Here is a 22,681-nt window from a genome sequence, read left to right on the forward strand (position 1 = left end):
CGCGACGTGGTGCCCTCAAAAGGCCGCGCCTGCCTTCAGATGCGGCCGGGTGCGAGTTCTCCCTGGCGGCGTTCGGTGCCCATGCCCGCCACGATCATGTTCTGCACGCGCACCCAGGCGCGGGCCGAGGCCTCGACGACGTCGGTGGCGACCCCGGTGCCGTGCAGGATGGACTCACCGTAGCGCGCGCCCACGCTGACCTCGCCCAGTGCGTCGCCGCCGCGCGTCACGGCCTGAATGCGGTAGCTCTCCAGGGTGGGAGCCAGCCCCGTGATCTTGTTGATGGCCTGGTACGCCGCCTCGACCGGGCCGTCGCCGTGTGCGGTGGCGTCCACCAGCCCGTCGGGGGTCTGGAGGCGCACGAAGGCCACCGGGGTCATGTTCATGCCCGAGGTGATCTGGAAACCCTCCAGGGTAAAGGTCTGCGGCACGTCGCTGCGGGCCTCGACCATCGCGCGCAGGTCGTCGGCGTAGATCTGGCCCTTGCGGTCGGCCAGGTCCTTGAAACGGGCGAACAGCGACTGCACCTTGTCGTCGGGCATATCCGTGTAGCCCAGATCGTTCAGGGCCTTGCGGAAGGCGGCGCGGCCCGAGTGCTTGCCCATGACCAGCACGGCGGCCTCACGGCCCACCAGCTCGGCGTTCATGATCTCGTAGGTCTCGCGCGCCTTGATAACGCCGTCCTGGTGGATGCCCGACTCGTGCGCGAAGGCGTTGTCGCCCACGATCGCCTTGTTGGGCTGCACCGGCATCCCGCTCAGGCGGCTGACCAGCCGGGAGGCGCGGTACAGCTCACGGGTGCGGATGCCGGTTTCGAAGCCGTACACGTCGCGCCGGGTATGAAAGGCCATCACGATCTCTTCCAGGCTGGCGTTGCCTGCGCGCTCGCCGATGCCGTTGATGGTGCACTCGATCTGCCGGGCGCCGCCCTCGGCCGCCGCGATGGAGTTGGCGACCGCCATCCCCAGGTCGTCGTGGCAGTGGCTGCTCAGGATGACGTGTGCGGGCAGTTCGCCCTTCAGGAAGGCGAACAGTTCGCGCATCTCCTTAGGCGTGGTGTAGCCCACCGTGTCGGGCACGTTGACAGTTGTGGCTCCGGCCTCTACCGCCGCCTTGAAGATGCGTGCCAGAAAGGCCCAGTCGCTGCGGGTGGCGTCCTCGGCGCTGAACTCCACGTCGTCTACGAAGCTGCGCGCGTACTCCACGGCCTGCACAGCGCGCTCGACCACGGCGTCGGGTTCCAGGTTCAGCTTCTTGGCCATGTGGATGGGGCTGGTGGCGATGAAGGTGTGGATGCGCGGTTTCTCGGCCGCCTCGACCGCGCGGGCCGCCGCCTCGATGTCGGCGCGGTTGGCGCGGGCCAGCCCGGTGATGACGGGGCCCCGCACCTCGCGGGCGATGCGCGAGACGCCTTCCAGGTCGCCGGGGCTGGCGATGGGAAAGCCGGCCTCGATCACGTCCACGCCCAGCCGGGCCAGGGTGTGCGCGATTTCCAGTTTCTGCGAGTGGTTCAGCGCCACGCCGGGCGACTGCTCGCCGTCGCGCAGGGTCGTGTCGAAGATGCGGATGCGTTCGGCGGTGGGGGTAATGTCGGTCATGGTCAGGCTCCTGGTCGTGGGGGAGAGGGGTGAGACGGAAAAACCCCCGGAGGGGTGTCCTCCGGGGGTTTGTTCGGCTATACACTCGCTTCGCCGTTCACTCCACCGGAGGAAGGCTGAGAAGAAGCAGGCCGAAGACGGTCATGCCGAGAGTCTAAGCGGGCCGGCGACGTGGGTGCAAGGGTTGTCTACTGTGGGGAGTCTCACTCAAGCTGTACGCCATGACCCCCACTTCTTCCTGGCATGGCCCCTATCTGCCGGCCGCCGACCGCTACAGCGCCATGTCCTACCCCCGCAGCGGCCGCAGTGGCCTGCGCCTGCCGGCGATCTCGCTGGGGCTGTGGCACAACTTCGGCGGGGCGGACCGGCTTGAGAACGCCCGCGTCATCCTGCGCCACGCCTTCGACCTGGGCATCACCCATTTCGACCTCGCCAACAACTATGGGCCGCCTCCCGGTTCGGCCGAGAGCACCTTCGGGCAGATTCTGTCTTCCGACCTGCGTCCCTACCGCGACGAACTGATCGTCTCGACGAAGGCGGGCTACGACATGTGGGCCGGGCCGTACGGCAACTGGGGCTCGCGCAAGTCCCTGCTCGCCAGCCTCGACCAGAGCCTGCGCCGCCTGGGCCTGGACTACGTGGACATCTTCTACCACCACCGCCCCGACCCCGAGACGCCGCTGGAGGAGACCATGACGGCCCTGGCCGACGCCGTGCGCAGCGGCCGGGCGCTGTACGTGGGCCTGAGCAACTACGGCCCCGAACAGACCCGCGAGGCGGCGCGCCTGCTGCGTGAACTGGGCACGCCCTGCGTCATCCATCAGCCGCGCTACAGCATGCTGGCCCGTCAGCCCGAGGACGGCCTGTTGGACGTGCTGGGCCAGGAGGGCATCGGGGGCATCGTGTTCTCGCCGCTGGCGCAGGGCCTGCTGACCGACAAGTACCTGGGTGGCGTGCCGGCCGACTCGCGCGCCGCCGCCGACGGCCGCTTCCTGCGCCCTGAACACGTGACCGACGCGGTACTGGTCAAAACACGCGCTCTGAACGACTTGGCCGGAGCGCGTGGGCAGACGCTGGCGCAACTCGCGCTGGCCTGGGTGCTGCGCCGCCCCGAGGTGACTTCGGCCCTCATCGGCGCGAGCCGCCCGGCACAGCTTGACGACGCGGTGGGGGCGCTGGCCCGGCGCGACTTCAGTACGGACGAGCTCGCGCAGATCGAGGCAATTCTGGCGGGCTGAGCCAGAAAAGCGCCGCGCTCCATCCAAGTGGGCGCGGCGCTTTCCGGGTCAGGCCCTCAACTCAGACTTCGAGTTCCTTCTTGCTGATGAAGGGCATCATGTCGCGCAGTTCCTTGCCGACCGTCTCGAGCTTGTGGTCGCGCATCTTGCTGCGCTGCTCGTTCATGTACGGGAAGCCGTTCTCGGCGTCCTCGATGAAGCGCTCGGCGAACTTGCCGCTCTGGATGTCGCTCAGTACGCGGCCCATCTCCGCCTTCGTGTCGGCGGTGATGATGCGCGGCCCCGTCACGTAGTCGCCGAACTCGGCCGTGTTGGAGATGGAGTGGCGCATGCCCTCGAAGCCTTTTTCGTAGATCAGGTCCACGATGAGCTTGACTTCGTGCAGTGTCTCGAAGTAGGCGATCTCGGGCTGGTAGCCGGCTTCCACGAGCGTCTCGAAGCCGCTCTGGATGAGGTGGGTCACGCCGCCGCACAGCACGCTCTGCTCGCCGAAGAGGTCGGTCTCGGTCTCTTCCTTGAAGGTCGTCTCCAGCACACCCGCACGGGTGCAGCCGATGCCGCGCGCGTAGGCCAGCGCGATGTCGCGGGCCTTGCCGGTGGCGTCCTGGGCGACGGCGAAGATGCCCGGCATCCCCGCGCCGTCGGCGTACACGCGCCGCAGCATGTGGCCAGGTCCCTTGGGGGCGACCAGGAACACGTCCACGCCCGCAGACGGCTTGATACGCCCGAAGTGCACGTTGAAGCCGTGGCCGAAGGCGAGCGCCTTGCCGTCGGCGAGGTTCGGGGCGATGCTCTGCTCGTACACCTTGGGCTGCTGCTCGTCGGGGATGAGGAGCATGACCACGTCGGCTTCCTTGGTGGCGTCCTCGATGCTCGCCACGCGCAGACCGGCCTGCTCGGCCTTGGCCTTGCTGGAAGAGCCGTCACGCAGGCCGACCACCACGTTGAAGCCGCTGTCGCGCAGGTTCTGGGCATGGGCGTGCGCCTGCGAGCCGTAGCCGATGATGGCGATCAGCTTGTTTTCGATGGGGGCAGTGTCGACGTCGCGGTCGTAGTACATTTTTGCGGCCATTTCTCGATTCTCCTACAGAACAGTGGGGCTGGTGGGATTGTGGGCTAGGGGAGGCCCGCTCAGAACAGGTTGGGCACGCCGCGCGCCCGTTCCTCGCGCGGCTCGACGGCCGGGGTCAGCGCCGCCGACTCGCCCTCGTGCCACACGTGGGCCGGGATGTCGGCGTTGCTGCCGCGCGTCAGGGCGATGCGGCCGGTGCGCATGGTCTCCAGAATCCCGAAGGGGCGCATCTGCTCGATGAAGGCCGTCAGTTTGCCCTCGTCGCCTGTAACCTCGAAAGTCAGGGCGTGGCGGCCCACGTCCACGATGCGGGCGCGGAAGTCTTCGGCGATGTGCCGCACTTCGACCCGGTTGTCGGGCGTGATGCTCACCTTGACCAGGACGAGTTCGCGGTCCACGTACTTTTCCAGGCTGTGATCGATGATCTTGACCACGTCGTGCAGCTTTTCGAGCTGGCGCATGGCCTGTTCGACCACGCCCCGGTCGCCGCTGACCACGATGGTCATGCGCGAGATGCCCGGATGCTCGGTGCTGCCCACACTCAGGCTGCGAATGTTGTAGCCCCGGCGGCCGAACAGCGCCGTGATGCGCGTCAGCACGCGCGGTTCGTCGCGCACGAGCAGCGAGAGCAGTTGATCGGGGACATTGTATTCGGCGGTCATGCGTTTTTCGCCTCCTCGGCGGCCCGGTCCATCGCGCCCGCGAGATCGGGGGTGCGGCGGGGCTCGGTCTCGATCATCTCGTTCAGCGCGGCTCCGGCCGGCACCATCGGGAACACGCCGTGCTCGCTGGGCACCACGACCTCCAGCAGCGCCGACTTGGGATCATTCAGCCAGGCGTCGATGGCGGCGGGCAGTTCCTCGGCCGTCGTCGCGCGGTAGCCGGGTACGCCGTAGGCCTCCGCGAGCTTGATGAAGTCGGGGTTGGAATCGCCCAGCCAGACCTCGCTGTAGCGCTTCTCGTGGAACAGTTCCTGCCACTGGCGGACCATGCCCAGGAACGAGTTGTTGATGATGCAGATCTTGACGTTGCGCACGTCGTGCATCTTCAGGGTGGCGAGTTCCTGCGCCGTCATCTGGAATCCGCCGTCGCCGGCGATGACCACGCTCCGCACCCCCGGCTCGGCCATGCCCGCACCGATGGCCGCCGGAAAGCCGAAGCCCATGGTGCCCAGGCCGCCCGAGTTGATCCAACGCCGGGGCCGCTCGAAGCGGGCGAGCTGTGCGGCGAGCATCTGGTGCTGGCCCACGTCGCTGCTCAGGATGTCCTCGGGCGCGAGGCGGTCCACCACCGCCTTGACCGCGTATCCGGCGCCCCAGTGCTCGGGCGTCTCGGTGCGGGTCTTCCACTCGGCGATCTTGGCGTCCCACTCGGGGTGCGAGAGCGGGGTCGCCTCTTTGAGCAGGGCCTGGGCGGCGTGCTTCGCGTCGCTGCGGACCGGCACGTGCGTGCGGATGATCTTGCCGATCTCCGCGGCGTCGAGCTCGACATGGATGATCGCGGCGTTCGGCGCGAAGCCGTTCACGCGGCCCGTCACGCGGTCGTCGAAGCGCAGGCCCATGCCCAGCAGCACGTCCGCCTCGCTGATGGCGCGGTTGGCCGCCACGCTGCCGTGCATGCCCGGCATCCCCAGCCACAGCGGGTCGCTCGACGGAATGCCGCCCAGCCCCATCAGGGTGGTCGTGACCGGAATGTTCCAGGCGCGGGCGAGCGCGGTGATCTCGGGGGCCGCGTCCTGCGCGCCGCCACCGACCATCATCACTGGGCGCACGGCGCCGCGCAGCAGTTCTACGGCACGCTGCACCGACTCGGCCGAGGGCCGGGGCGCCTCGGCCCTCGGCAGCGGCGCGGGAATCTCGCCCTGGAAGGCCGCGAGCTGCACGTCCTTGGGAATGTCCACGAGCACCGGCCCCGGCCGCCCCGAGCGCGCGATGGCGATGGCCTCGGCGATGATGTGGGGCAGCTCGGCCACGTCGCGCACCACGTAGTTGTGCTTGGTGATGGGCAGGGTGATGCCGGTGATGTCGGCTTCCTGAAAGGCGTCGGTGCCCATCAGGTGCCGCGCGACGTTGCCGGTGATCGCCAGCAGGGGCACCGAGTCGAGCATGGCGTCGGCCAGCCCGGTCACGAGGTTGGTCGCGCCGGGGCCGCTGGTCGCCATACACACGCCGAGTTGTCCGGTCGCCTTGGCCCAGCCCTCGGCGGCGTGCGCCGCGCCCTGCTCGTGGCGGGTCAGGACGTGGCGCACCTCGGGGTAGAAGGTCAGGGCGTCGTAAACCGGCATGATGGCCCCGCCCGGATAGCCGAACACGGTCGTGATGCCGTGGTTGGCCAGCGTGGCCCACAGCGCCTTGGCTCCGGTCATGTCCCCGCGTTCGGGACCCTGGTACTGCCCTGCGTGTTCGCCTTCTTGCATAAGCCCTCCTGAACGAAAAACCCCGCCTCGTCTTCGGGCGGGGGGATGCGGCGTATGGTGACGCTCAGCCTCGGCAACCCCCGACGCTAAGAAGTACCACCACGAGCACGCAGTTCATGCGTCCGAGCTTAGCGGCCGGGGCGGGGTGCGGTCAGGGTGCGTCTAGATAGGGGACGTACAAGATGCTTTGGGGAGGCCGGCAGAAGCGCGGGGAGGCGTGTGGGGCGGCCAGAAAGGCTCCTGGCTTCTGGCAAGAGCCACAGCAGCGGGTGCTCAAATTTCTCTTACGCCCCGGTCGCGTCCTACTTCCAGTGGGGCGACTCCGGCACGTTCTGGCGGCTGTCCTCCACCTGGGTGGCCCACCACGTCCGCAGCCATGCGCGGAAGGCCGGGTACGTTCCGCCGAGCGCCGCGCGTACCTTGCGGTCCTTCTCGGCCCGCATCCCGGCCAGACGGGTGTTCAGAGCAGCGGCGTTGTCGCGTCCGACCACGCGCCACGCCGCCTGCCCGTACTGGTGCTCGCTGGCGGCCAGGCGGCGCAGCTCGCGCACCTGGGCGGGACTCAGACGCAGCTCGCGCACCAGCCGCTCGCCGTCGGCGCGCCCGGCAGGCAGCACCAACAGCCGCGTCAGGACCTCGCTGGCGGGCCAGGGGTCGGCGGGACGCGACAGAGCCGGTCCAGGCTGCGCCGGCCTGGCCAGGGCCTGACGGGCCTGCAGGGGGCCGGTCCGGTTGGCGCTGGTCGGGGTGGCCTGGGCCGGGGCAGCCAGGCCACTGCCCAGCGTCCAGGCACCCAGCAGGGTGAGCAGCAGAGGAGCAGAGGTCATGGTGTCAGGGTAGATGGTGCTCTCATGAGAAGAACGGGAACGGCCGTGAAGGAGCCTGCTAGCATGCCCGGCGTGAATCTTCCGCAGCCGGCGGCCGGGCCGGACCCCCTGCCCCCAGCTCCGGCCTCTCCGGCTCCGGCCCGCGAGACCCCCTGGCGGACCTTCTGGCGGCAGTGGATTCTGGGAGCGCTGCTGCCGGTGTACCTCGTGACCACCTTCGTCTGCACGCTGGCGCGCGTGGACGGCGAGAGCATGGCACCCACCCTGCAAAGCGGCCAGATGCTGCTGCTGCTCAAATACCCGCGGTGGTTGCACGCCTGGGGCCTGAGCGGGCCGTATGTCCACCGGGGCGACCTCGTCATCTTCAAGGCGCCGGCCGAGAGTCCTTACAGCTACGAGACGTTGTACGGGGTCACGCACCGCCCCTACAACGTCAAGCGGGTCATCGGGCTGGCAGGGGACACGGTGGCGGTCGAGGACGGCCGGGTCTACGTCAACGGCCGTCCTCTCGCCGAGAGCTACGCGAGCGCGGAAGGCTACGTCAACAGCCAGCCGCCCGAGGTCGTGCCGCCGGGCAAGGTGTGGGTCATGGGCGACAACCGCCTCACCGGGGCCAGCCTCGACTCGCGCGCCTACGGCGCGGTAGACCTGCGTGACGTGGCCGGCACTGCCGACTTGCGGCTGTGGCCCCGGCCCGGTCCGGTGGCCCGCTGACCGCCCCCTGACCCCGCGTGAGCGTCCCTTGGGCGCGTCCCTTAGCCGGTCATCATGCGGCCCTGGTACGGTGCGGCCATGAAGGTTCTGCGCACATTGTTCCCCGTCGCCCTGCTGGCCGGCACCCTGGCCGGCGCGCAGACGCTGGTCCCCCTGAGCGATCCCAAGCTGCCCTTCCGTTTCAGCCATCCGCAGGGCTGGCTGGGCGTGGACCTCGGTGACAGGGCGAGCGGCGTAAGTATGGTCTCGGCCAAGGCGCCGCCCGCCACCATGATCCGGCTACTGTTCGTGCCCAAGAACGGCAAGGCGATCAACGTGGTCCAGGAGCTCGGCGGCTTCGAGCAGGGGCTCAAGTCTACGGGCGTCACCCTCAAGACCCTCACGAGCCGGGCCGCGAGCTACGGCGGCGTCAGTGGAACCGAGCGCGAGTACCAACTGAGCAAGGGCAAGGACGTGCTGAGGATGCGGGTGTGGTTCGGCAACGGCTCCAAGAACCTGTATTCCTTCCAGCTCACCGACACGGCGGCGCGCTACGCCGCGGCCAACGCGCTGTATACCAAGGTGCTCGCCACCGTCCGTTTTTGAGGCCCGGAAGAGGCCAGGCGGCAGGTGGCCTGCGCCTCCTTCCAGGACGGACCCACCTGAACATGGGAAGCGGCGCGGCCGCGACCGGGGAGGCAACGGGATGACAGGTATCCGGCTCTGGCGAAAGGTTTCCGTCAAGCTTTCGGTGCTCGGCAGAGGCGCCAGGACCCGGTCTGGACTCCGGGGCCGGGCCTGCCGGACCGCCCTTCTCGGCGCGGCGCTTCTCGGGACCCCTGCGCTCGCGGCCAACCGGCCCGAGGTGACGCGGGTGGCGTTTTCACCCGACGGCGCGCGGGTGCTCGTGCTGACCCGGCAGATTCTGGACGGCAGCGGTTTTCCCGAAGCGCGGCTGGTCGTGCTCGACACGGGCACCGGCCGCACCCTGCGCGACCGCACCCTCTCGGACGAGACGCCGGGGGTGACGCCCGCCGCGCTCGAAGCCCAGGTGCTGCGGGGAGAACAGGTCCGGCTGAAGGGTTGGAACCTCTGGCTCGGCCGCACGTCGGTCCCGCGTTACCGGGCGCCAACCTCGCCCTTTCCCACCTGGGGCGAGGGCATCGGGGCGGGCCAGAGCCGCAGTGTTCCGGTCGTGCTGTGGTCCCGCCCGGTGCCGCTGGTGCTGGGGGTGCGGGCCAGCGGCGTGGCCTGCGACTTCCCGGATCTGTTGCCAGGCGGCGCGGTGCCGGCCACCTTCACGCTGCGGGTCGGCGGGCAGCGCGTGGCTGGCCTGGTCCGGCTGCCGACCTGCGTGGCCCGCTTCCGGCTCGACCGGGTGGACATTCAGGGCGACCGCGCCCTGCTGACCGTGCGCGCCTACCGCCCCGGTTTTGAGGGACCGGACGCCCTGCCGGTATTCGTGGCGGCGCGGCTGCGCTAGGGGGATCGGTTCAGGACTTGCCGGGCCTGCCCGGAACGGGGGGTGGCCCGGGCAGGTCCACGACCGCCAGCCCCAGCTTGCGCAGCAGGTCGCCCAGGGTCTCGAGTTCCGCCGGCTCCATGACCCCGAACAGCTCGCAGATGCCGCGCACATGGTCGGGCAACATTCGGGCAATGAGCGCCTCGCCCTCGGTGGTGAGGGTCACGCGCATCACCCGGCGGTCCTGAGGGTCGCGCTCGCGCGTCACGAGGCCGTCGCGCTCCAGGTTGTCGATAACCATCGTGAGGTTGCCACTCGAGCGCAGGATCTTCTGGGCCAGCTGACGCTGACTCAGGGGCCCGACATGGTAGACGGCCTCCAGCACGCCGAACTGACTAGTGGTCAGGCCATGATCGGCCAGGTGGCGGTTGGCGGCGACTTCCACGGCATGGGAGGCGCGCCAGAGCCTGATATAGGTGCTGAGCGCCTGGCGTTCCTCGGGAGTCCCGGAGTAACGGGTAGGCATAGGGGGTATCCTCCGCAATCCAGCGTCAGAAATCAAGGTGATATGAAGACCGGCTAAGCTGTTCGGTGGGTCATCCGCCACCGCGCGGGTTTCCTCCGTCGCCGAGGCCCGGCCTTGGCGACGGAGGAAAACGCAGGGGGGTTCCGGTTTCAGCGGGTAGCCCGCACCTCTTCGCTCGCCAGCCGGATGCAGGTGGCCACGCCGCGCATCGCCTCGCCGACCTCGGCCAGTGGGGGGCGAGTGGGCGAGAGCCGGATGTTGGTGTTGCGGGGGTCCTGTCCGTCCGGGTAGGTCGCGCCGGCCGGCGTGAGGCTGATGCCGGCGGCCTCGGCCAGTTCGACCACCCGCGACGCCACGGGCTCGGCCGTGTCCAGGCTGATGAAGTAGCCGCCGCGCGGCGTGGCCCAGGTGGCGTAGCCGCCGCCACCCTCACCCAGTTCGGTTTCCAGCGCCTCGTACACCGCGCGGAACTTGGGCGCGATGAGGGCGGCATGGTCCCTCATCAGGCCTTCGAGCCCACCCTCGTAGGCGTTCAGGAACTTGACGTGACGGGCCTGCTCGACCTTGTTGGGGCCGATGCTCTGCGCGCCCAGGTACTTGCCGAGCCACTTGACGTTGTCCTCGCTGCTCGCCACGAAGCCCAGGCCCGCGCTGGCGAAAGTCACCTTGCTCGTGCTCGCGAACACGAAGGCGCGGTCGGGGTACCCGCCGTCACGGGCCAGCGCCACGAAGTTCACGGGCTCGTCGTGTTCGCCGTCCAGATGGTGCACGCGGTAGGCGTCGTCGGCAAAGATGGTGAAGTCGGGTGCCGCCGCCCGGAGCCCTGCGAGGCGCCGCGCCTTCTCGGCGCTGATGCTCTCGCCGCCGGGGTTCGAGTAGGTTGGTACGAACAGGATGCCCTTGACCGCAGGGTCGCCCGCCGCGAGCAGTTCGGCGGCGTCCACGTCGGGGCCGTCGGCCTCCATATTCACGCACAGCAGCTCGAAGCCCAGGGTCTGGAGCAGCAGGAAGTGGCGGTCGTAGCCCGGCACCGTCACGATCATCTTGGGCTTCTGGCCCTCCGCCACCCAGGGCGCAGGTGAGCCGCGCAGGCCGTGAAGCAGCGCGAAGGTCAGGACCATGCCCTGTAATTCCAGGCTGGAGTTGTTCCACACGAGGACGTTCTCGGCCTTCACGTCGAGGTACTGGGCGAACAGCGCGCGCGCCGAGGGCAGGCCCGCCACTCCCCCGGGATAGTTGCGCAGGTCGGTGCCGTCCAGATGCGTGTCGGTCTCGCCGAGCGCCGTCAGGAGGGCGCTACTGAGGTCGAAGTCGGCGTCGGACGGCTGCCCGCGCTGCAGGTTGAGCTTGAGTCCCCGCGCCTGCAACTCGGCGTAGGCGGCCTGGGCCTGGGCGAGGGCGGTGGTCGGCGTGGGGGTCGTCATGCTGCCCAGCCTACCTGCTTTGGGAAAAGGGAAGCCGGGCCTGTCTGGGGAGTGGGGGTGAGACGCCGGGGGGAGAGAAGTTGCCTGCACTTTCCGGCGCCCTGCCTCCTTCCCGGGGCCACAGGCCATCGCCCCTGCCTCCTCTGCTCTATGCTGGGGCCGGCGCCGTGCGATTGGCCCGGCCCGCCGTTCCCCGGTCTTCTGGCCGCTTCCTTTTGGCCGTCCACCCTTTCGCTTCCCGCCTATTTCAGCTCGCCCACACCTGGCGAACCCCAACAGGAGAAACGCAATGCACTACGTCGTACACCGGCCCCGCGTGGGGCTGTTCGTGGATACCCAGAACCTCTATCACTCGGCGCGCGACCTGCTGGAGCGCACCGTCAACTTCGAGACCATCCTCAAGGTCGCCACCGAGGACCGCGAGCTCGTCCACGCCATCAGCTATACCGTCGAGCGTGAGAACGAGGCCACGGCGCGGCCATTCATCTTCAAGCTCTCGGCGCTGGGCTACAAGGTGCGGCGCATGAACCTCACGCTGCACCACGTCACCGATGGCGGCAAGGCCATCTACGAGGGCAACTGGGACATGGGCATCGTGGCCGACATGGTCCGGATGATGGACCATTTCGACGTGGTGGTACTCGGCAGCGGTGACGGCGACTTTACCGACATCGTCGAGGTGCTCCAGGAGCGCGGCAAGCGGGTCGAGGTCATCGCCTTCCGTGAGCACACGGCCCAGAAGCTCATCGACGCCGCCGACCGGTTCACGCACCTGCCCGACATCGAGGGTGGCCTGATGCCCGCGCGCCAGAAGGGCGGTCAGGCCAGCAAGACCGAGGAGAAGGCCGAGGAATGATCCCGGTGCCTGACCCGGTTCACACTGCCGACGCCGTGCTCGGCCGCCTGAAGTTCGAGCTGCCGGAGGCGCGCATTGCCCAGACGGGCGCCGAGCCTCGCGACGCCTCGCGGCTGATGGTGGTGGACGACCAGATCACGCACCATATCTTCCGCGACCTGCCCGACCTGCTGCGGCCCGGCGACCTGCTCGTGTTCAACGAGAGCCGCGTGATCCCGGCGCGCGTCATGGCCCGCAAGCCGGTGGACGCCGGCGGGTTCGGCGGCGGCCAGGTCGAGGTCCTGCTGCTGCGCGAGGAGGAGGCGAACGTCTGGAGCGCCTACCTCAAGCCCGCGCGGCGCGCCGGAAACGTGCTGCTGCTGGGGCCGGGCGGTGAACACCGCGCCGAGGTCGTGGGCGTGCTCGACGACGGCGCGCGGCTGTTGCGCTTCGGCTATGACCTCAAACCTCATCTCGACGAAATCGGGCGGCTGCCGCTGCCGCCGTACATTGACGCGGGCACGGCCGAGTCCGAGGCCCACTGGCGTGAGCGCTATCAGACCGTCTATGCGCAGACCCCCGGCAGCGTGGCCGCGCCGACCGCCGGGCTGCACTTCACGCCCGAGCTTCTGGCACGGTTGGACGCGCGTGGTATCGAGCGCGCCAGCGTGACCCTGCACGTGGGGGCCGGCACCTTCAAGCCGGTCTCGGGGCCGGTGGCCGAGCATGTCATGCACGCCGAGCGGTACTCGGTGAGCGAGGCTGCTGCCGGGGCGATCAACCGCGCCCGTGCCGAGGGCCGCCGCGTGGTGGCGGTCGGCACGACGACCGTCCGCACGCTGGAAAGTGCCTGGGACGGCGAGGCGGTGCGGGCAGGGGAGGGCGACACCCGGATTTTCATCACGCCGGGGACGCCCGTCAACGTGCCCGATCTGCTCATCACCAATCTGCACCTGCCGGGCAGCACGCTGCTGCTGCTGGTCTCGGCGTTCGCGGGCGAGGAACGGATCAGGGCGGCATATGGGGCGGCGCTGGAGGGGGAGTACCGGTTCTACTCCCTGGGGGACGCGATGTTGTTGGAGAACACGCGGAGCTGAGGGACTTTTCCGGTCCAGGGCGCTTAACTCCCCAGATTCCCAGCCCATAGGAACAGGTGGTCGCCATGGACAGACAGTGGCTAGTGGAGCTAGTGCGGCAGCAGGGCTGGTTTCTATATTTGACAGGCCAAACGCGCCTCTCCTACTGCCCAATCCATTCCTATTCCCTGTTCAGCACCGTCGCGCGGAGCTGCCGCACCGGCTCGAACCCCAGGTCGCGGTACACAGCGACGGCGCCCTCGTTCTCCAAATTCACGTGCAGGAACGGCACCTCGCCCGCCGCGTGGCTGTGCGCCGCGAGGCGGGCGACCAGGGTGCGGGCCAGGCCCCGGCGCCGGTAGTCGGGGTGGGTACACACCGCGCTGATCTCGCGGTGCCCCGGCGGCTGGAGGCGCTGCCCGGCCATCGCCGCGAGGCGGGGGGCGTCGCCGCTTTCGTCCCACACGCCCAGGTACAGCCCCAGCTCGGGCGTGCGGGGCAGAAAGGGACCGGGGCGGGTCAGGGCGGTGAGGTCCATCATGGCCCCCACGTCGTCGGCGGTCAGCTCGCGCACACTCAGACCGTCAGGCTGAGCCCCAGTCGCCTGGGGCCGCGCCTGCACCATCTGCAGCGGGTTGCCCACGAAGCCGCGCGTCCAGCCCGCCGGGGCATCAATGACCTCGGGGGCGAACAGCACGGCCAGCCCGCCTGCCGGGGTCATCGCCGTCAGGTCGGCCCAGGCCTGCGGAGTGTCTTCTGCCAGACCGGCGAAGACGGCGACCGGGGGAGCGTAGTGGGCGGCCAAGTTCGTGGTCTGCGCAAACGCGGCCTGCGGGCCCCGCAGCGCCGTCCAGATGGGGTTGCCCAGCGGGCCGTCCTCCCAGACGATGCTCATGTCAAGCTCGCGCGGCTGTGAGGCGCGTCCCAGTCGCTCAGTGGCCCCAGCGGCACGACCCCACTCGGGTTTAGGCGCTCATGGGTCATGTAGTAGTGCCGCTTGATGTGATCGAAGTTGACGGTCTCGCGGAAGCCGGGCCGCTGGAACAGGTCACGCGCGTAGCCCCACAGGTTCGGGTAGTCCACCAGCCGCCGAAGGTTGCACTTGAAATGCCCTACATACACGGCGTCGAAGCGCACCAGTGTCGTGAACAGCCGGATATCGGCCTCGGTCAGCTGCCCGCCGACGAGGTAACGCCGGGTAGACAGGTGCTCTTCCAGGGCGTCCAGCCGCGCGAACAGGCGGGTGACGGCCTCCTCGTAGGGGGCCTGACTCGCGGCGAAGCCGGCCTTGTACACACCGTCGTTCACGTCGGTATAGATCACCGCGTTCAGCGCGTCGATCTCGGGCCTCGGTGCCTCGGGGTAGAGGTCGGGTGCGCCGGGCTTGTGGAAGTCCACGAACTGCGTCTCGAAATCGAGGGTGATGTCGGGGTAGTTGTTCGTCACAAGCTGCCCCGTCACCGTGTCCCAGATGCACGGCACGGTGTAGCGGCCCTGGTAGGCGGGATCGGTGCGCAGGTACGCCTCCGAGAGGAACTCGAAGCCGCACACGCCGTCGCTGCTGTGGCCGGGGCCGTCGCGCAGCGCCCAGCCGCGCTCGTCGCGCACCGGGTCCACGACCGCCATGCTGATGGTGTCCTCCAGCCCCAGCAGCCCGCGCACGATCACCGCGCGGTGCGCCCACGGGCAGGCCAGCGACACGTACAGGCGGTAACGCCCGGCCTCGGCCGGAAAGGGGGGACTGCCGTCGCGGGAAAAGCGGCCCTGAAACTGGTACTTCTGCCGCACGAAGGCGCCCGTGGCGCTCGTCTCGGCGGGAAACTGGCTGGTCATGCGCCAGTGTAGCCCGCCTAGTGGCCGCTTAATGTTAAAGGGTCTTGATCAGCGTCACGGTGGCGGGTTCGCGCACGAAGCCCAGCGCCGCGTTGATGCCCAGCATGGGGGCGTTCGCGCTGTGGTTGCCGGTCCGGGCGTGCGTGAACCCACGTTCCCGCGCCGCGCGGGCCGCCGCCAGCTTCAGCGAGAAGGCGACGCCGTGACCGCGCCACGCGCCCAGCACGCCTGTCAGGCCGTTGCGCACGGTGCCGGGGTGGGCGGCGTAGGGGGTGTGCAACTCGCTCAGACCTACCCACTGGCCGTCCGGGGCAATTGCGATGAACAGGCCTTCCGGGTGGTGCAGGTGCGGCACCACTCGGCGCTGCCACGTCTCGAAGGGCCACACGCTGACCGGCGTCGCGCTGGGCACGTCGCGCAGCAGGGCCGCCATCAGGGTGTACAGCCGCCGCTGCGCCGCCTCGTCAAAAGCCCCAAGACTGGACAGGGGCCGCACCGTGATACCTGCTGCCCGCGTCCGCTCCTCGTAGGCGGCAAAGCGGCCGAAGTCGACTGTGGTGAGGTCGAGGGTACTGGGCCACATGCGGTCGTGTTCGGCGTAAGCGTGCGCCTCGTACAGCCCCCGTTCCCACCAGTCCTCATGCACGCGCGTGACCAGGGTGTGCGGGGTGTGGGCCCGCGCCTGGGCCTCGGCGAGTTCCAGCAGCGCCGCGCCCAGCGCCGGATCGGCGGCGCGCACCGTCACCTCCAGCCAGCCGGGGTGGCCGTCCATGCGCGGTGTGCCCGTCTCGGCTAGTCCCACCAACGCGTCGCCCCGCAGCAATAGGGTCGCCGCATGGACCTCGCCGGGCATCCGGCCCTGTGCCAGCCGGTCCAGGTCTTCGGCGGTCACCGGCTGTTCGGGATGACACACGCTCAAAAAGGCGGCGAGGCGGCGGTGGTCGGCGGCCGTCACGGAGTGCAGGCGCAGGCCAATGGGCAGGGTAGGTGGGGGGATAGAAAAGGTCGCCATGACGGAGCAGAGCACGAATCGGAAGCGCGTCCATGCGCCATCCGGCCTAGGCGACTCCTGAGGGGATCGGCCTATACTCCTCAGCTATGAACAATCCTGCACCCGGCACGCCGCCCGTGGACAGCGCCAACCCGCTGCTGAACATCGGTTTCCGGATTCCCTTCGACCGCATTCGGCCTGAGCACGCTGAGCCGGCCATTGACACGCTGCTCTCGGAAGCCCGCGAGCGGGTCGAGCACCTGGCGGCCTCCAGCGAGCGCAATTTTGTGGACTTCATGGCCGATCTTGACGTGCTCACCGAGCAGCTCAGCACCGTGACGACCATCGTCGGGCACCTCGACGGCGTGGTGACCTCACCCGAGTGGCAGGCGGCCCGCAAGGCGATCATTCCCAAAACCAGTGCCTTCTACACCGAACTGGGCCTGCACCCCGGCCTGTGGGCGGCCCTCAAGGCCTTCGCCGAGACGGACGCGGCCCGCGCCCTCGACCCCGTGCGCGCCCGGCACCTCAAGCTCACCATCGACGACTTCCGCCGGGGCGGCGCCGACCTGCCGGACGACAAGAAGGCCCGGCTGACCGAGGTCAATACCCAGCTGGCCAACGTGACGAACGACTTCGGCAAGAACGTGCTGGACGCTACGGCAGCTTTCGAACTGTACGTTCCCGCAGAGCGCCTCGCGGGGGTGCCCGAGCGGGTCAAGGAGGCCACCCGCCGCGACGCTGAGGAACGCGGCCGGGAAGGCCACCGCCTGACCCTGCACCAGCCGGTCATCTCGCCCATCCTGACCTACGCCGACGACCGCGAACTGCGGCGCGAGCTGTGGGAGGCCCAGACCCGCGTGGGCCAGGAGCCGGGACGCGACAACCGCCCGCTCGTGCGTGAGATTCTGGCGCTGCGCCGCGAGCAGGCCGAGCTGCTGGGCTTCCGCAACTTCGCGGACTATGTCCTCGAGGACCGGATGGCGGGCAGCGGCGACAACGCCCTGCGCTTCGAGCGCGACCTCGAAGCCCGCACCCGGCCCGCCTTCGAGCGCGAGAATGCCGAGCTGGTCGCCTTCTACCACGCGCAGGCCGGCGAAGGGGCGCCCGAGCTGCAGCCCTGGGACGGGCCCTACTGGGCCGAGAAGCAGCGCCAAGCCCAGTACGACTTCGACGAGGAGGCGCTTCGGCCCTACTTCGCCCTCGACAATGTCCTCTCGGGCCTGTTCGAGCTATGTCGCCGTGTCTTCGGAATTACCGTCACCGAGGCGCAGGCGCCCGGCTGGCACCCCGAGGTGCGGTTCTACGACATCCGTGACGAGGCGGGCACGCACGTCGCGTCCTTCTACACCGACTGGTTCCCGCGCGACACCAAGCGCGGCGGCGCGTGGATGAACGCCTTCATCACGGGCGGCCCGCGCGAGAACGGTACCGAGCCGCACCTGGGCCTGATGTGCGGCAACATGACCCCTCCGGGCCAAGGCACGCCCGCCCTGCTCTCGGTGCGTGAGGTCGAGACGGTGTTCCACGAGTTCGGCCACCTGCTACACCACGCGATGAGCCGCGTGCCGGTGCGGTCGCTGAGCGGCACGCAGGTGCCCTGGGACTTCGTCGAGCTGCCCTCGCAGATCATGGAGAACTGGGTGATGGAACGTGAGGCCCTCGACCTCTTCGCCCGCCACTACCAGACCGGCGAGGCGCTGCCCGAGGAGCTGTTCCGCAAGCTCGTCGCCGCGCGCAACTACCGCGCCGGGAACGTGGCGATGCGCCAGTATTCCTTTGGCCTCACCGACCTGACCCTGCACGTCGAGTACGACCCACAGTCGGGCACCGACCCGGTCGAACTGGCGCGCGAGACGATGGCCCGCTTCATCCCCTTCCCACTGCCGGAGAACTATGCCCAGGTCGCCAGCTTCGGCCACCTGTTCAGCTCGCCGGTGGGCTACGGCGCCGGGTACTACAGCTACAAGTGGGCCGAGGTGCTCGACGCCGACGCTTTCTCGCGCTTCGCCGAGGAGGGCCTGTTCAACCGCGAGACGGGCCGGTCGTACGTGGATACCATCCTCTCGCGCGGCAACAGCGACGACCCTGCCCAGCTCTACCGCGACTTCATGGGCCGCGACCCCGACGCGGACGCCTTGCTGCGTCGCACCGGCCTTCTCTAAGGCAAGCGAGTCCTACCACCGGGGTGGGCTGAGGAGATGCTCCTTTCCTCAGCCCAGGTCCCTGGGCCGGTACGTCACCGCTTCGGCCAGGTGGGCCTCGCGAACTGCGTCGCTGTCCGCGAGGTCGGCCACGGTGCGGGCCACGCGCAGCAGACGGTCGTAGCCGCGCCCGGTGAGGCCGAGCTGCCGGGCCGCCGCCTGCGCGAAGGCGAGCGGACCCGCCGCCAGCTCGGCGTGCCGGCGCAGAAGCTGGCCCGCGAGGTCGGCGTTGCGCGTTCCCTGCCGGGCAAGCATCCGCTCGCGGGCGGCGGCGATGCGCGCACGCACGGGGGCGGAGGCTTCCGGCTCGGGCGCGCGAGTGAGTTCTTCCACCGTCAGGCGGGGGACGCGTACCACAGTGTCTATGCGGTCAAGCAGGGGCCCGCTCAGGCGCGCAGCGTAGCGGGTGCGTTCGGCGGCGGTGCAGGTGCAGGCCTTCTCGGGGTCGCCCTGAAATCCGCACTTGCAGGGGTTCATGGCGGCCACGAGCTGAAAATTCGCCGGATAGGTCACGGTGGCGCGGGCGCGGGACAGACTGACGTGTCCGTCTTCCATCGGTTGCCGCAGGGTTTCCAGTGCCTTGCGGCTGAATTCCGGGAACTCGTCCATAAATAGCAGGCCCCGGTGCGCGAGGCTGACCTCGCCGGGCCGCGGGACGCTGCCTCCGCCGATCAGGCCGGCGTCCGAGACCGTGTGGTGCGGCGCGCGGAAGGGCGCGTGTCGGCTCAGTTGCCCACGGCGCGTGAGCAGGCCCGCTGCCGAGTGAATGCGCGTGACCTCCAGCGCTTCGGCGCGGGTCAGGGGGGGGCAGCAGCCCCGGCGCGCGGCGGGCCAGCATCGTCTTGCCGCTGCCCGGCGATCCAATCAGCAGCAGATTGTGCCCTCCGGCCAGCGCCACCTCCAGCGCCCGACGCGCCGCCGCCTGCCCCTTGAGGTCGGCGAGATCGGCAAAATGCGCCGGGTCGTCTTCCGGATCGTCCGGCAGGTGGGGGGACAGCGTGGCCTGCCCACTCAGATGCGCGACGGCGGCGCGCAGCGAGGGCGCGCCGTAGACGGTCACGCCTTCAATCAGGGTGGCCTCGGGCGCATTGCCCTGCGGCAGCAGTGCGGGCAGTCCGAGCTCGGCGGCCAGCAGCGACAGGTTCACCGCCCCCGCGATGGAGCGCAGCGAGCCGTCCAGAGCCAGCTCACCGGCCGCCAGCACGGTGTTCAGCGCTCCGGCAGGGATCAGCTCCTGCGCCGCCAGAACCCCCAGCGCGATGGGCAGGTCGTACAGCGGCCCCTCCTTGCGCAGGTCGGCGGGCGCGAGGTTGACCGTGATGCGCGCGGCTGGAAAGGGCAGACCCGCGTTGCGTATGGCCGCCCGCACCCGCTCGCGCGCCTCGCTCACCGCCTGGTCCGGCAGGCCCACGATGGAGAATGCCGGCAGACCCGGCGACACGTCCACCTCGACCTCGACCGGGACGGCGTCCACGCCGATCAAGGCCACGCTGCGGGCGCGGGCGAGCACCTAGGAAACCGCCTTCCGGACAGAAAAAATCACGCCTCCCACTCTAGGAGGCGCGCTGCACAGGGCTCTTACCGACCGGCGGTCTACTTCGCCAGGCTGCGAATGAGGCTCAGGTCCACGAACTTGTTCAGGTCGGGCACGTCGCGCGCGAAGCCGGCTTCCTTGTTGAGCTGCGCGTACTCGCCCAGGGTCTTGAGATTGATGTCCCAGGTGATGCGGGTGCGGGCCAGTGCCTTGAACAGTTCGCCACTGTTGGGCCGCTTGCGCGTGAACAGTTCGATCTGGTCGGCGATCGCCTTCTGCGCGCCCGCATTGCTCCGGCCGATGTAGGCGATGGCCGCGAGGTGCCCGCGCAGCAGTCCGCGCACGGCTTCGGGGTTCTGCGCCGCGTATTTCGTGTTCACGGTCAGGACGGTGGTGGTGTAGTTGCCGCCCTCCCAGATGGCTTTTTCGTTGGCGACCAGGCGCGCGCCCTGCGTCTCCAGGACGGCGCCCCAGGGTTCCTGCACCAGGGCGGCGTCCACCTGCTTGCTGGCGAAGGCGGCAGGCATGTTGGCCGGGTCGATAGGCACGACTGTCACGTTGCCGCCCTCATCGCTGGCCTTCAGGCCGTTTTCGTGCAGCAGGTGGCGCAGGCTGATGTCCTGCGTGCTGCCGCGTGTGGGCACGGCGACCTTCTTGCCCGCCAGTCCCTTGACGTTACGCACGCCGCTGTCCTTGCGGCCCACCAGCACGGCGCCCGCGTTCGCCGCGCCCGCGTACACCTGAATAGGCACGCCGCGCAGGAAGGCGTTCATGGCCGGCCCCGGTCCGACGTAGGCCGCGTCGATCGCCCCGGCGGCGAAGGCCTCGTTGACCTGCGAGCCGTTGGCGAATTCCTTGACCACCAGCTTGACGCCGCTCCCCAGTTCCTTCTGGATGAGGCCCCGGTTGACCGCGACCAGTCCGGCCGCGTGGGTCACGTTGGGAAAGATGCCCAGGCGCAGTTCCCGTACCTGCTGGGCCTGGGCCGGGCCGGCGGCGAGCGCCAGGGCGGCGAGGGGGAGGAGGGAGGCAGAAAGACGCTTCATTCCAGGCAGTCTAACAGAGAAGTTGATGATTTAGGTCAACTATCGTATGTACGAATCCGGCGGAATAGGTGATCAAAACGTTTGGAAGGAGCCTGCAACTCGGGAGTTGCATCTTTTCGTGATGGGTTTCAGCACCCCCACGCGTTACCCGGCATCACTGTGTTGGGAGCACTCGACGTCAACGAGGTGATCTCCAGTATTTTGACCTGCCATATCTCCGAATCTCCGACAGAGCTCAGGGCACTTTGTTCGCGCGCCTCACTTGGGAGTGGGCCTGTCCGTCTCATCTGTCCACTCAGCGCATCTGGTCGCGCACGGCCGCCAAAGTCTCCTCGAACTCGTCGAGAAAATCGTCTTCGAGCTGTTCGTCGCGGATCAGCTCATCCTGCAGCGTCGTGGTCTGCTCGCGGGCCCAGCGCACGCGGGCCTGACGCGCGCCGCTCACGTTCCCCTTGCCAGCGATAAAGCGTGCGGCGTGGCGCACGGCCAGCTGCGGGTCGTCGGTGGGAGCCACCACGCTGAGGTTGCGCAGGCCACCCCGGTCGTTGACGAGCGAACAGATCACCTCGACGCGCTGGCCCCGGCGGGCCAGGAACACCTGATCCACCCGCCACATGCTCGTGGCGCGGATGGGCTCGTGAGACAGAGCACTCTGACCTCGGCGGCGGGAGGCCATCTCAGCGCACCCCGGCCGGTTGAGGAAACGTCGGGGCTGGTGGAAGCACAGTCACGCCCGAAGGTGACCACTCGCGCAGGCCCTCCAGGCCGAACAGGACCCGGCCGGCCCCCTCGGCCAGCGCTTCGAGCTCCAGCTCGCCGGGAACCACGATTACGGGCGCCGTCCAGGCGAGCCGGCGTTCGATCCGGTCGACCAAGCTGTCCCAACGGGCGATGCCGCCGGTCAGAGCTACGGCGTCCGGACGACCCGGCAGCGCGCCGCACTGCTCGCCGACCGCCTTACATACCTGATGGACGAACGCGGCGGTGGCGGCCTGCACCGCCGGGTCGTCCATCTCGCGGGCCTCGAGTTCGCGCAGGTCGGCGCTGCCGGTCAGGGCCTGAAACCCGCCCCCCAGGGTCAGCAGCCGCAGCAGTTCCTCATCGCCGTAGTCTGCGCGCAGCCGCAGTACCGCGCCCGCACTCAGCGGCCCGCTCTGCCGAGCGCCCAGCGGTCCGCCGCCCGCGCCGCTGCCGGTGGTGTCTATTGCCCGTCCCTGGTCGAAGGCTGTAACGCTGGTGGTCGCGCCGAGGTGGGCCACGACCACACGCGCGTCGGCAAATTTCTTGCCGGTTTCATAGGCCGCGCGCCGGGCGACCGCGCGGGCATTGAGGGCGTGGAATTGCGCGGTGCGCCGCAGCCCCGCCACACCGGTCAGTTGCGCCTGAGGCAGCAACTCGTCCACGCTCTGCGGGTCCACGATGAAGCCGGGAACCCCCCACGCCTGGGCGAGCCGCAGCGCCAGCGGCCCACCCAGGTTGGCGGGCAGGTCCTGGCGGCCACAGTTCAGGGCTCGCTCGGCCAGTTCGGGGGTCAGTCGGTAGGTGCCGGCCGGTACGCGGCCGATCTCGCCGCCGCGTCCCACGACCACGTCGGGCCGGGGCCACGCACGGGTCAGCTCCAGCAGGCGCGCGGCGAGGTCGTCCAGAGCTGGGCCGCTCACCCCGCCGGGGGTAGGGGGCTCGCTCAGGGGCAGCTCGGCACGGGTCAGCGTCACCTGAAGCTGACCCGGCAGGGCCGGATTCAGGCTCGGTTCGATGGTCGCGCATGCCAGCTTGACGCCGCCGCTTCCGGGATTGACCACATGCGCGATCATAAACACCCCAGCATATCACCTGATGCCAACCCTGCACGCTGTGTGCGGGGGAGGAACAAAGAAAGGGGGCCAGGGCGCCGCGTGCACCCTGG

Annotated in this window: 21 protein-coding genes and 2 pseudogenes; 7 read left to right on the forward strand and 16 right to left on the reverse strand. The window is 69.3% G+C overall.

Annotation, left to right across the window (positions count from 1 at the left end; all coding sequences use genetic code 11):
- Positions 1 to 35: 35 nt before the first annotated feature.
- On the reverse strand, positions 36 to 1,598 hold the full coding sequence (locus tag ASF71_RS08670) for a 2-isopropylmalate synthase (RefSeq protein ID WP_056298063.1): 1,563 nt from the start codon (positions 1,596 to 1,598) through the stop codon (positions 36 to 38).
- A gap of 221 nt (positions 1,599 to 1,819) precedes the next feature.
- Between ASF71_RS08670 and ASF71_RS08675 the strand changes: the two genes are divergently transcribed.
- The gene (locus ASF71_RS08675; protein WP_056298066.1) at positions 1,820 to 2,836 is read left to right on the forward strand and encodes an aldo/keto reductase; all 1,017 of its coding nucleotides are present in this window, start codon (positions 1,820 to 1,822) and stop codon (positions 2,834 to 2,836) included.
- 61 nt (positions 2,837 to 2,897) lie between these two features.
- Here the strand turns inward: ASF71_RS08675 and ilvC are convergent, their stop codons facing one another.
- The 4 genes from ilvC to ASF71_RS08695 all read right to left on the reverse strand — a co-directional run bounded on the left by ilvC (position 2,898) and on the right by ASF71_RS08695 (position 7,151).
- A complete protein-coding gene (ilvC, locus tag ASF71_RS08680; protein ID WP_056298069.1) occupies positions 2,898 to 3,908 on the reverse strand; it encodes a ketol-acid reductoisomerase in 1,011 nt (336 codons plus the stop codon).
- Between the two features lie 59 nt (positions 3,909 to 3,967).
- Positions 3,968 to 4,570, reverse strand: coding sequence for an acetolactate synthase small subunit (gene ilvN / locus ASF71_RS08685; protein WP_056298072.1), 603 nt, complete (start codon positions 4,568 to 4,570; stop codon positions 3,968 to 3,970).
- Positions 4,567 to 6,324 carry a biosynthetic-type acetolactate synthase large subunit gene (ilvB, locus tag ASF71_RS08690; protein ID WP_056298075.1) on the reverse strand — a complete coding sequence of 586 codons (1,758 nt, stop codon included), beginning with the start codon at positions 6,322 to 6,324 and terminating at the stop codon, positions 4,567 to 4,569. The genes ilvN and ilvB overlap by 4 nt, the downstream gene beginning before the upstream one ends.
- 302 nt (positions 6,325 to 6,626) lie before the next feature.
- Positions 6,627 to 7,151 carry a hypothetical protein gene (locus ASF71_RS08695; protein ID WP_056298078.1) on the reverse strand — a complete coding sequence of 175 codons (525 nt, stop codon included), beginning with the start codon at positions 7,149 to 7,151 and terminating at the stop codon, positions 6,627 to 6,629.
- 72 nt (positions 7,152 to 7,223) lie between these two features.
- On the opposite strand from ASF71_RS08695, the gene lepB reads away from it, so the two are divergent.
- The 3 genes from lepB (at position 7,224) to ASF71_RS08710 (ending at position 9,327) form a co-directional block, all read left to right on the forward strand.
- On the forward strand, positions 7,224 to 7,865 hold the full coding sequence (gene lepB / locus ASF71_RS08700) for a signal peptidase I (RefSeq protein ID WP_369814975.1): 642 nt from the start codon (positions 7,224 to 7,226) through the stop codon (positions 7,863 to 7,865).
- A 78-nt stretch (positions 7,866 to 7,943) separates the two neighbouring features.
- On the forward strand, positions 7,944 to 8,450 hold the full coding sequence (locus ASF71_RS08705; protein WP_056298084.1) for a hypothetical protein: 507 nt from the start codon (positions 7,944 to 7,946) through the stop codon (positions 8,448 to 8,450).
- A gap of 268 nt (positions 8,451 to 8,718) precedes the next feature.
- A complete protein-coding gene (locus tag ASF71_RS08710) occupies positions 8,719 to 9,327 on the forward strand; it encodes a DUF2259 domain-containing protein (RefSeq protein WP_235514255.1) in 609 nt (202 codons plus the stop codon).
- Between the two features lie 10 nt (positions 9,328 to 9,337).
- Here ASF71_RS08710 and ASF71_RS08715 read toward each other — a convergent pair whose 3' ends face one another.
- Both ASF71_RS08715 and ASF71_RS08720 read right to left on the reverse strand, forming a co-directional pair.
- Complete coding sequence (locus ASF71_RS08715; RefSeq protein WP_056298088.1) at positions 9,338 to 9,832, reverse strand: MarR family winged helix-turn-helix transcriptional regulator; 495 nt, start codon at positions 9,830 to 9,832, stop codon at positions 9,338 to 9,340.
- Positions 9,833 to 9,981: 149 nt separating this feature from the next.
- The gene (locus tag ASF71_RS08720; RefSeq protein WP_056298091.1) at positions 9,982 to 11,256 is read right to left on the reverse strand and encodes an aminopeptidase; all 1,275 of its coding nucleotides are present in this window, start codon (positions 11,254 to 11,256) and stop codon (positions 9,982 to 9,984) included.
- Positions 11,257 to 11,545: 289 nt separating this feature from the next.
- On the opposite strand from ASF71_RS08720, the gene ASF71_RS08725 reads away from it, so the two are divergent.
- Positions 11,546 to 12,112 carry an NYN domain-containing protein gene (locus tag ASF71_RS08725; protein WP_056298094.1) on the forward strand — a complete coding sequence of 189 codons (567 nt, stop codon included), beginning with the start codon at positions 11,546 to 11,548 and terminating at the stop codon, positions 12,110 to 12,112.
- Positions 12,109 to 13,188 (forward strand): tRNA preQ1(34) S-adenosylmethionine ribosyltransferase-isomerase QueA, encoded by a 1,080-nt coding sequence (queA, locus tag ASF71_RS08730; protein WP_056298097.1) that lies wholly within the window; start codon positions 12,109 to 12,111, stop codon positions 13,186 to 13,188. Before ASF71_RS08725 ends, queA begins: the two co-directional genes overlap by 4 nt.
- A 160-nt stretch (positions 13,189 to 13,348) precedes the next feature.
- Here queA and ASF71_RS08735 read toward each other — a convergent pair whose 3' ends face one another.
- The 3 genes from ASF71_RS08735 to ASF71_RS08745 are packed head-to-tail and all read right to left on the reverse strand — an operon-like array spanning position 13,349 to position 16,012.
- On the reverse strand, positions 13,349 to 14,062 hold the full coding sequence (locus ASF71_RS08735) for a GNAT family N-acetyltransferase (protein WP_056298100.1): 714 nt from the start codon (positions 14,060 to 14,062) through the stop codon (positions 13,349 to 13,351).
- A complete protein-coding gene (locus tag ASF71_RS08740) occupies positions 14,059 to 15,000 on the reverse strand; it encodes a glutathione S-transferase family protein (protein ID WP_056298103.1) in 942 nt (313 codons plus the stop codon). The genes ASF71_RS08735 and ASF71_RS08740 overlap by 4 nt, the downstream gene beginning before the upstream one ends.
- 34 nt (positions 15,001 to 15,034) lie before the next feature.
- Complete coding sequence (locus tag ASF71_RS08745; protein ID WP_235514257.1) at positions 15,035 to 16,012, reverse strand: GNAT family N-acetyltransferase; 978 nt, start codon at positions 16,010 to 16,012, stop codon at positions 15,035 to 15,037.
- A gap of 86 nt (positions 16,013 to 16,098) precedes the next feature.
- Between ASF71_RS08745 and ASF71_RS08750 the strand changes: the two genes are divergently transcribed.
- The gene (locus tag ASF71_RS08750; RefSeq protein WP_056298108.1) at positions 16,099 to 18,156 is read left to right on the forward strand and encodes a M3 family metallopeptidase; all 2,058 of its coding nucleotides are present in this window, start codon (positions 16,099 to 16,101) and stop codon (positions 18,154 to 18,156) included.
- 48 nt (positions 18,157 to 18,204) lie between these two features.
- On the opposite strand, the gene ASF71_RS24975 is transcribed toward ASF71_RS08750, so the two are convergent.
- From ASF71_RS24975 to ASF71_RS08770, 6 genes and pseudogenes are all read right to left on the reverse strand, one after another.
- Positions 18,205 to 18,552 carry a hypothetical protein gene (locus ASF71_RS24975; RefSeq protein ID WP_235514275.1) on the reverse strand — a complete coding sequence of 116 codons (348 nt, stop codon included), beginning with the start codon at positions 18,550 to 18,552 and terminating at the stop codon, positions 18,205 to 18,207.
- 27 nt (positions 18,553 to 18,579) lie between these two features.
- Positions 18,580 to 19,059, reverse strand: a pseudogene (locus ASF71_RS24980) (ATP-binding protein); the annotation flags it as partial.
- Positions 19,040 to 19,705 (reverse strand): annotated as a pseudogene (locus tag ASF71_RS24985) (magnesium chelatase domain-containing protein); the annotation flags it as partial. The pseudogenes ASF71_RS24985 and ASF71_RS24980, both read right to left, overlap by 20 nt.
- An 83-nt stretch (positions 19,706 to 19,788) precedes the next feature.
- On the reverse strand, positions 19,789 to 20,775 hold the full coding sequence (locus ASF71_RS08760) for an ABC transporter substrate-binding protein (protein ID WP_056298111.1): 987 nt from the start codon (positions 20,773 to 20,775) through the stop codon (positions 19,789 to 19,791).
- 295 nt (positions 20,776 to 21,070) lie between these two features.
- Positions 21,071 to 21,451 (reverse strand): hypothetical protein, encoded by a 381-nt coding sequence (locus tag ASF71_RS08765; protein ID WP_056298114.1) that lies wholly within the window; start codon positions 21,449 to 21,451, stop codon positions 21,071 to 21,073.
- 1 nt (position 21,452) lies between these two features.
- Positions 21,453 to 22,589: a butyrate kinase gene (locus ASF71_RS08770; protein WP_056298117.1), complete on the reverse strand. Its 1,137-nt coding sequence runs from the start codon at positions 22,587 to 22,589 to the stop codon at positions 21,453 to 21,455.
- Positions 22,590 to 22,681 lie beyond the last annotated feature (92 nt).

The sequence above is a fragment of the Deinococcus sp. Leaf326 genome (assembly GCF_001424185.1).
In the GTDB taxonomy this organism is placed as follows: Bacteria; Deinococcota; Deinococci; order Deinococcales; family Deinococcaceae; genus Deinococcus.

Coding starts and splice junctions, on each gene's coding strand:
- ilvC (WP_056298069.1), bottom strand. CDS start 3,908: ATGGCCGCAAAAATGTACTACGACCGCGACGTCGACACTGCCCCCATC.
- ASF71_RS08760 (WP_056298111.1), bottom strand. CDS start 20,775: ATGAAGCGTCTTTCTGCCTCCCTCCTCCCCCTCGCCGCCCTGGCGCTC.
- ASF71_RS08725 (WP_056298094.1), top strand. CDS start 11,546: ATGCACTACGTCGTACACCGGCCCCGCGTGGGGCTGTTCGTGGATACC.
- ASF71_RS08750 (WP_056298108.1), top strand. CDS start 16,099: ATGAACAATCCTGCACCCGGCACGCCGCCCGTGGACAGCGCCAACCCG.
- ilvB (WP_056298075.1), bottom strand. CDS start 6,324: ATGCAAGAAGGCGAACACGCAGGGCAGTACCAGGGTCCCGAACGCGGG.
- ASF71_RS08765 (WP_056298114.1), bottom strand. CDS start 21,451: ATGGCCTCCCGCCGCCGAGGTCAGAGTGCTCTGTCTCACGAGCCCATC.
- queA (WP_056298097.1), top strand. CDS start 12,109: ATGATCCCGGTGCCTGACCCGGTTCACACTGCCGACGCCGTGCTCGGC.
- ASF71_RS08720 (WP_056298091.1), bottom strand. CDS start 11,256: ATGACGACCCCCACGCCGACCACCGCCCTCGCCCAGGCCCAGGCCGCC.
- ASF71_RS08740 (WP_056298103.1), bottom strand. CDS start 15,000: ATGACCAGCCAGTTTCCCGCCGAGACGAGCGCCACGGGCGCCTTCGTG.
- ASF71_RS08715 (WP_056298088.1), bottom strand. CDS start 9,832: ATGCCTACCCGTTACTCCGGGACTCCCGAGGAACGCCAGGCGCTCAGC.
- ilvN (WP_056298072.1), bottom strand. CDS start 4,570: ATGACCGCCGAATACAATGTCCCCGATCAACTGCTCTCGCTGCTCGTG.
- ASF71_RS08670 (WP_056298063.1), bottom strand. CDS start 1,598: ATGACCGACATTACCCCCACCGCCGAACGCATCCGCATCTTCGACACG.
- ASF71_RS08695 (WP_056298078.1), bottom strand. CDS start 7,151: ATGACCTCTGCTCCTCTGCTGCTCACCCTGCTGGGTGCCTGGACGCTG.
- ASF71_RS08770 (WP_056298117.1), bottom strand. CDS start 22,589: ATGATCGCGCATGTGGTCAATCCCGGAAGCGGCGGCGTCAAGCTGGCA.
- ASF71_RS08705 (WP_056298084.1), top strand. CDS start 7,944: ATGAAGGTTCTGCGCACATTGTTCCCCGTCGCCCTGCTGGCCGGCACC.
- ASF71_RS08745 (WP_235514257.1), bottom strand. CDS start 16,012: ATGGCGACCTTTTCTATCCCCCCACCTACCCTGCCCATTGGCCTGCGC.
- ASF71_RS08675 (WP_056298066.1), top strand. CDS start 1,820: ATGACCCCCACTTCTTCCTGGCATGGCCCCTATCTGCCGGCCGCCGAC.
- ASF71_RS08735 (WP_056298100.1), bottom strand. CDS start 14,062: ATGAGCATCGTCTGGGAGGACGGCCCGCTGGGCAACCCCATCTGGACG.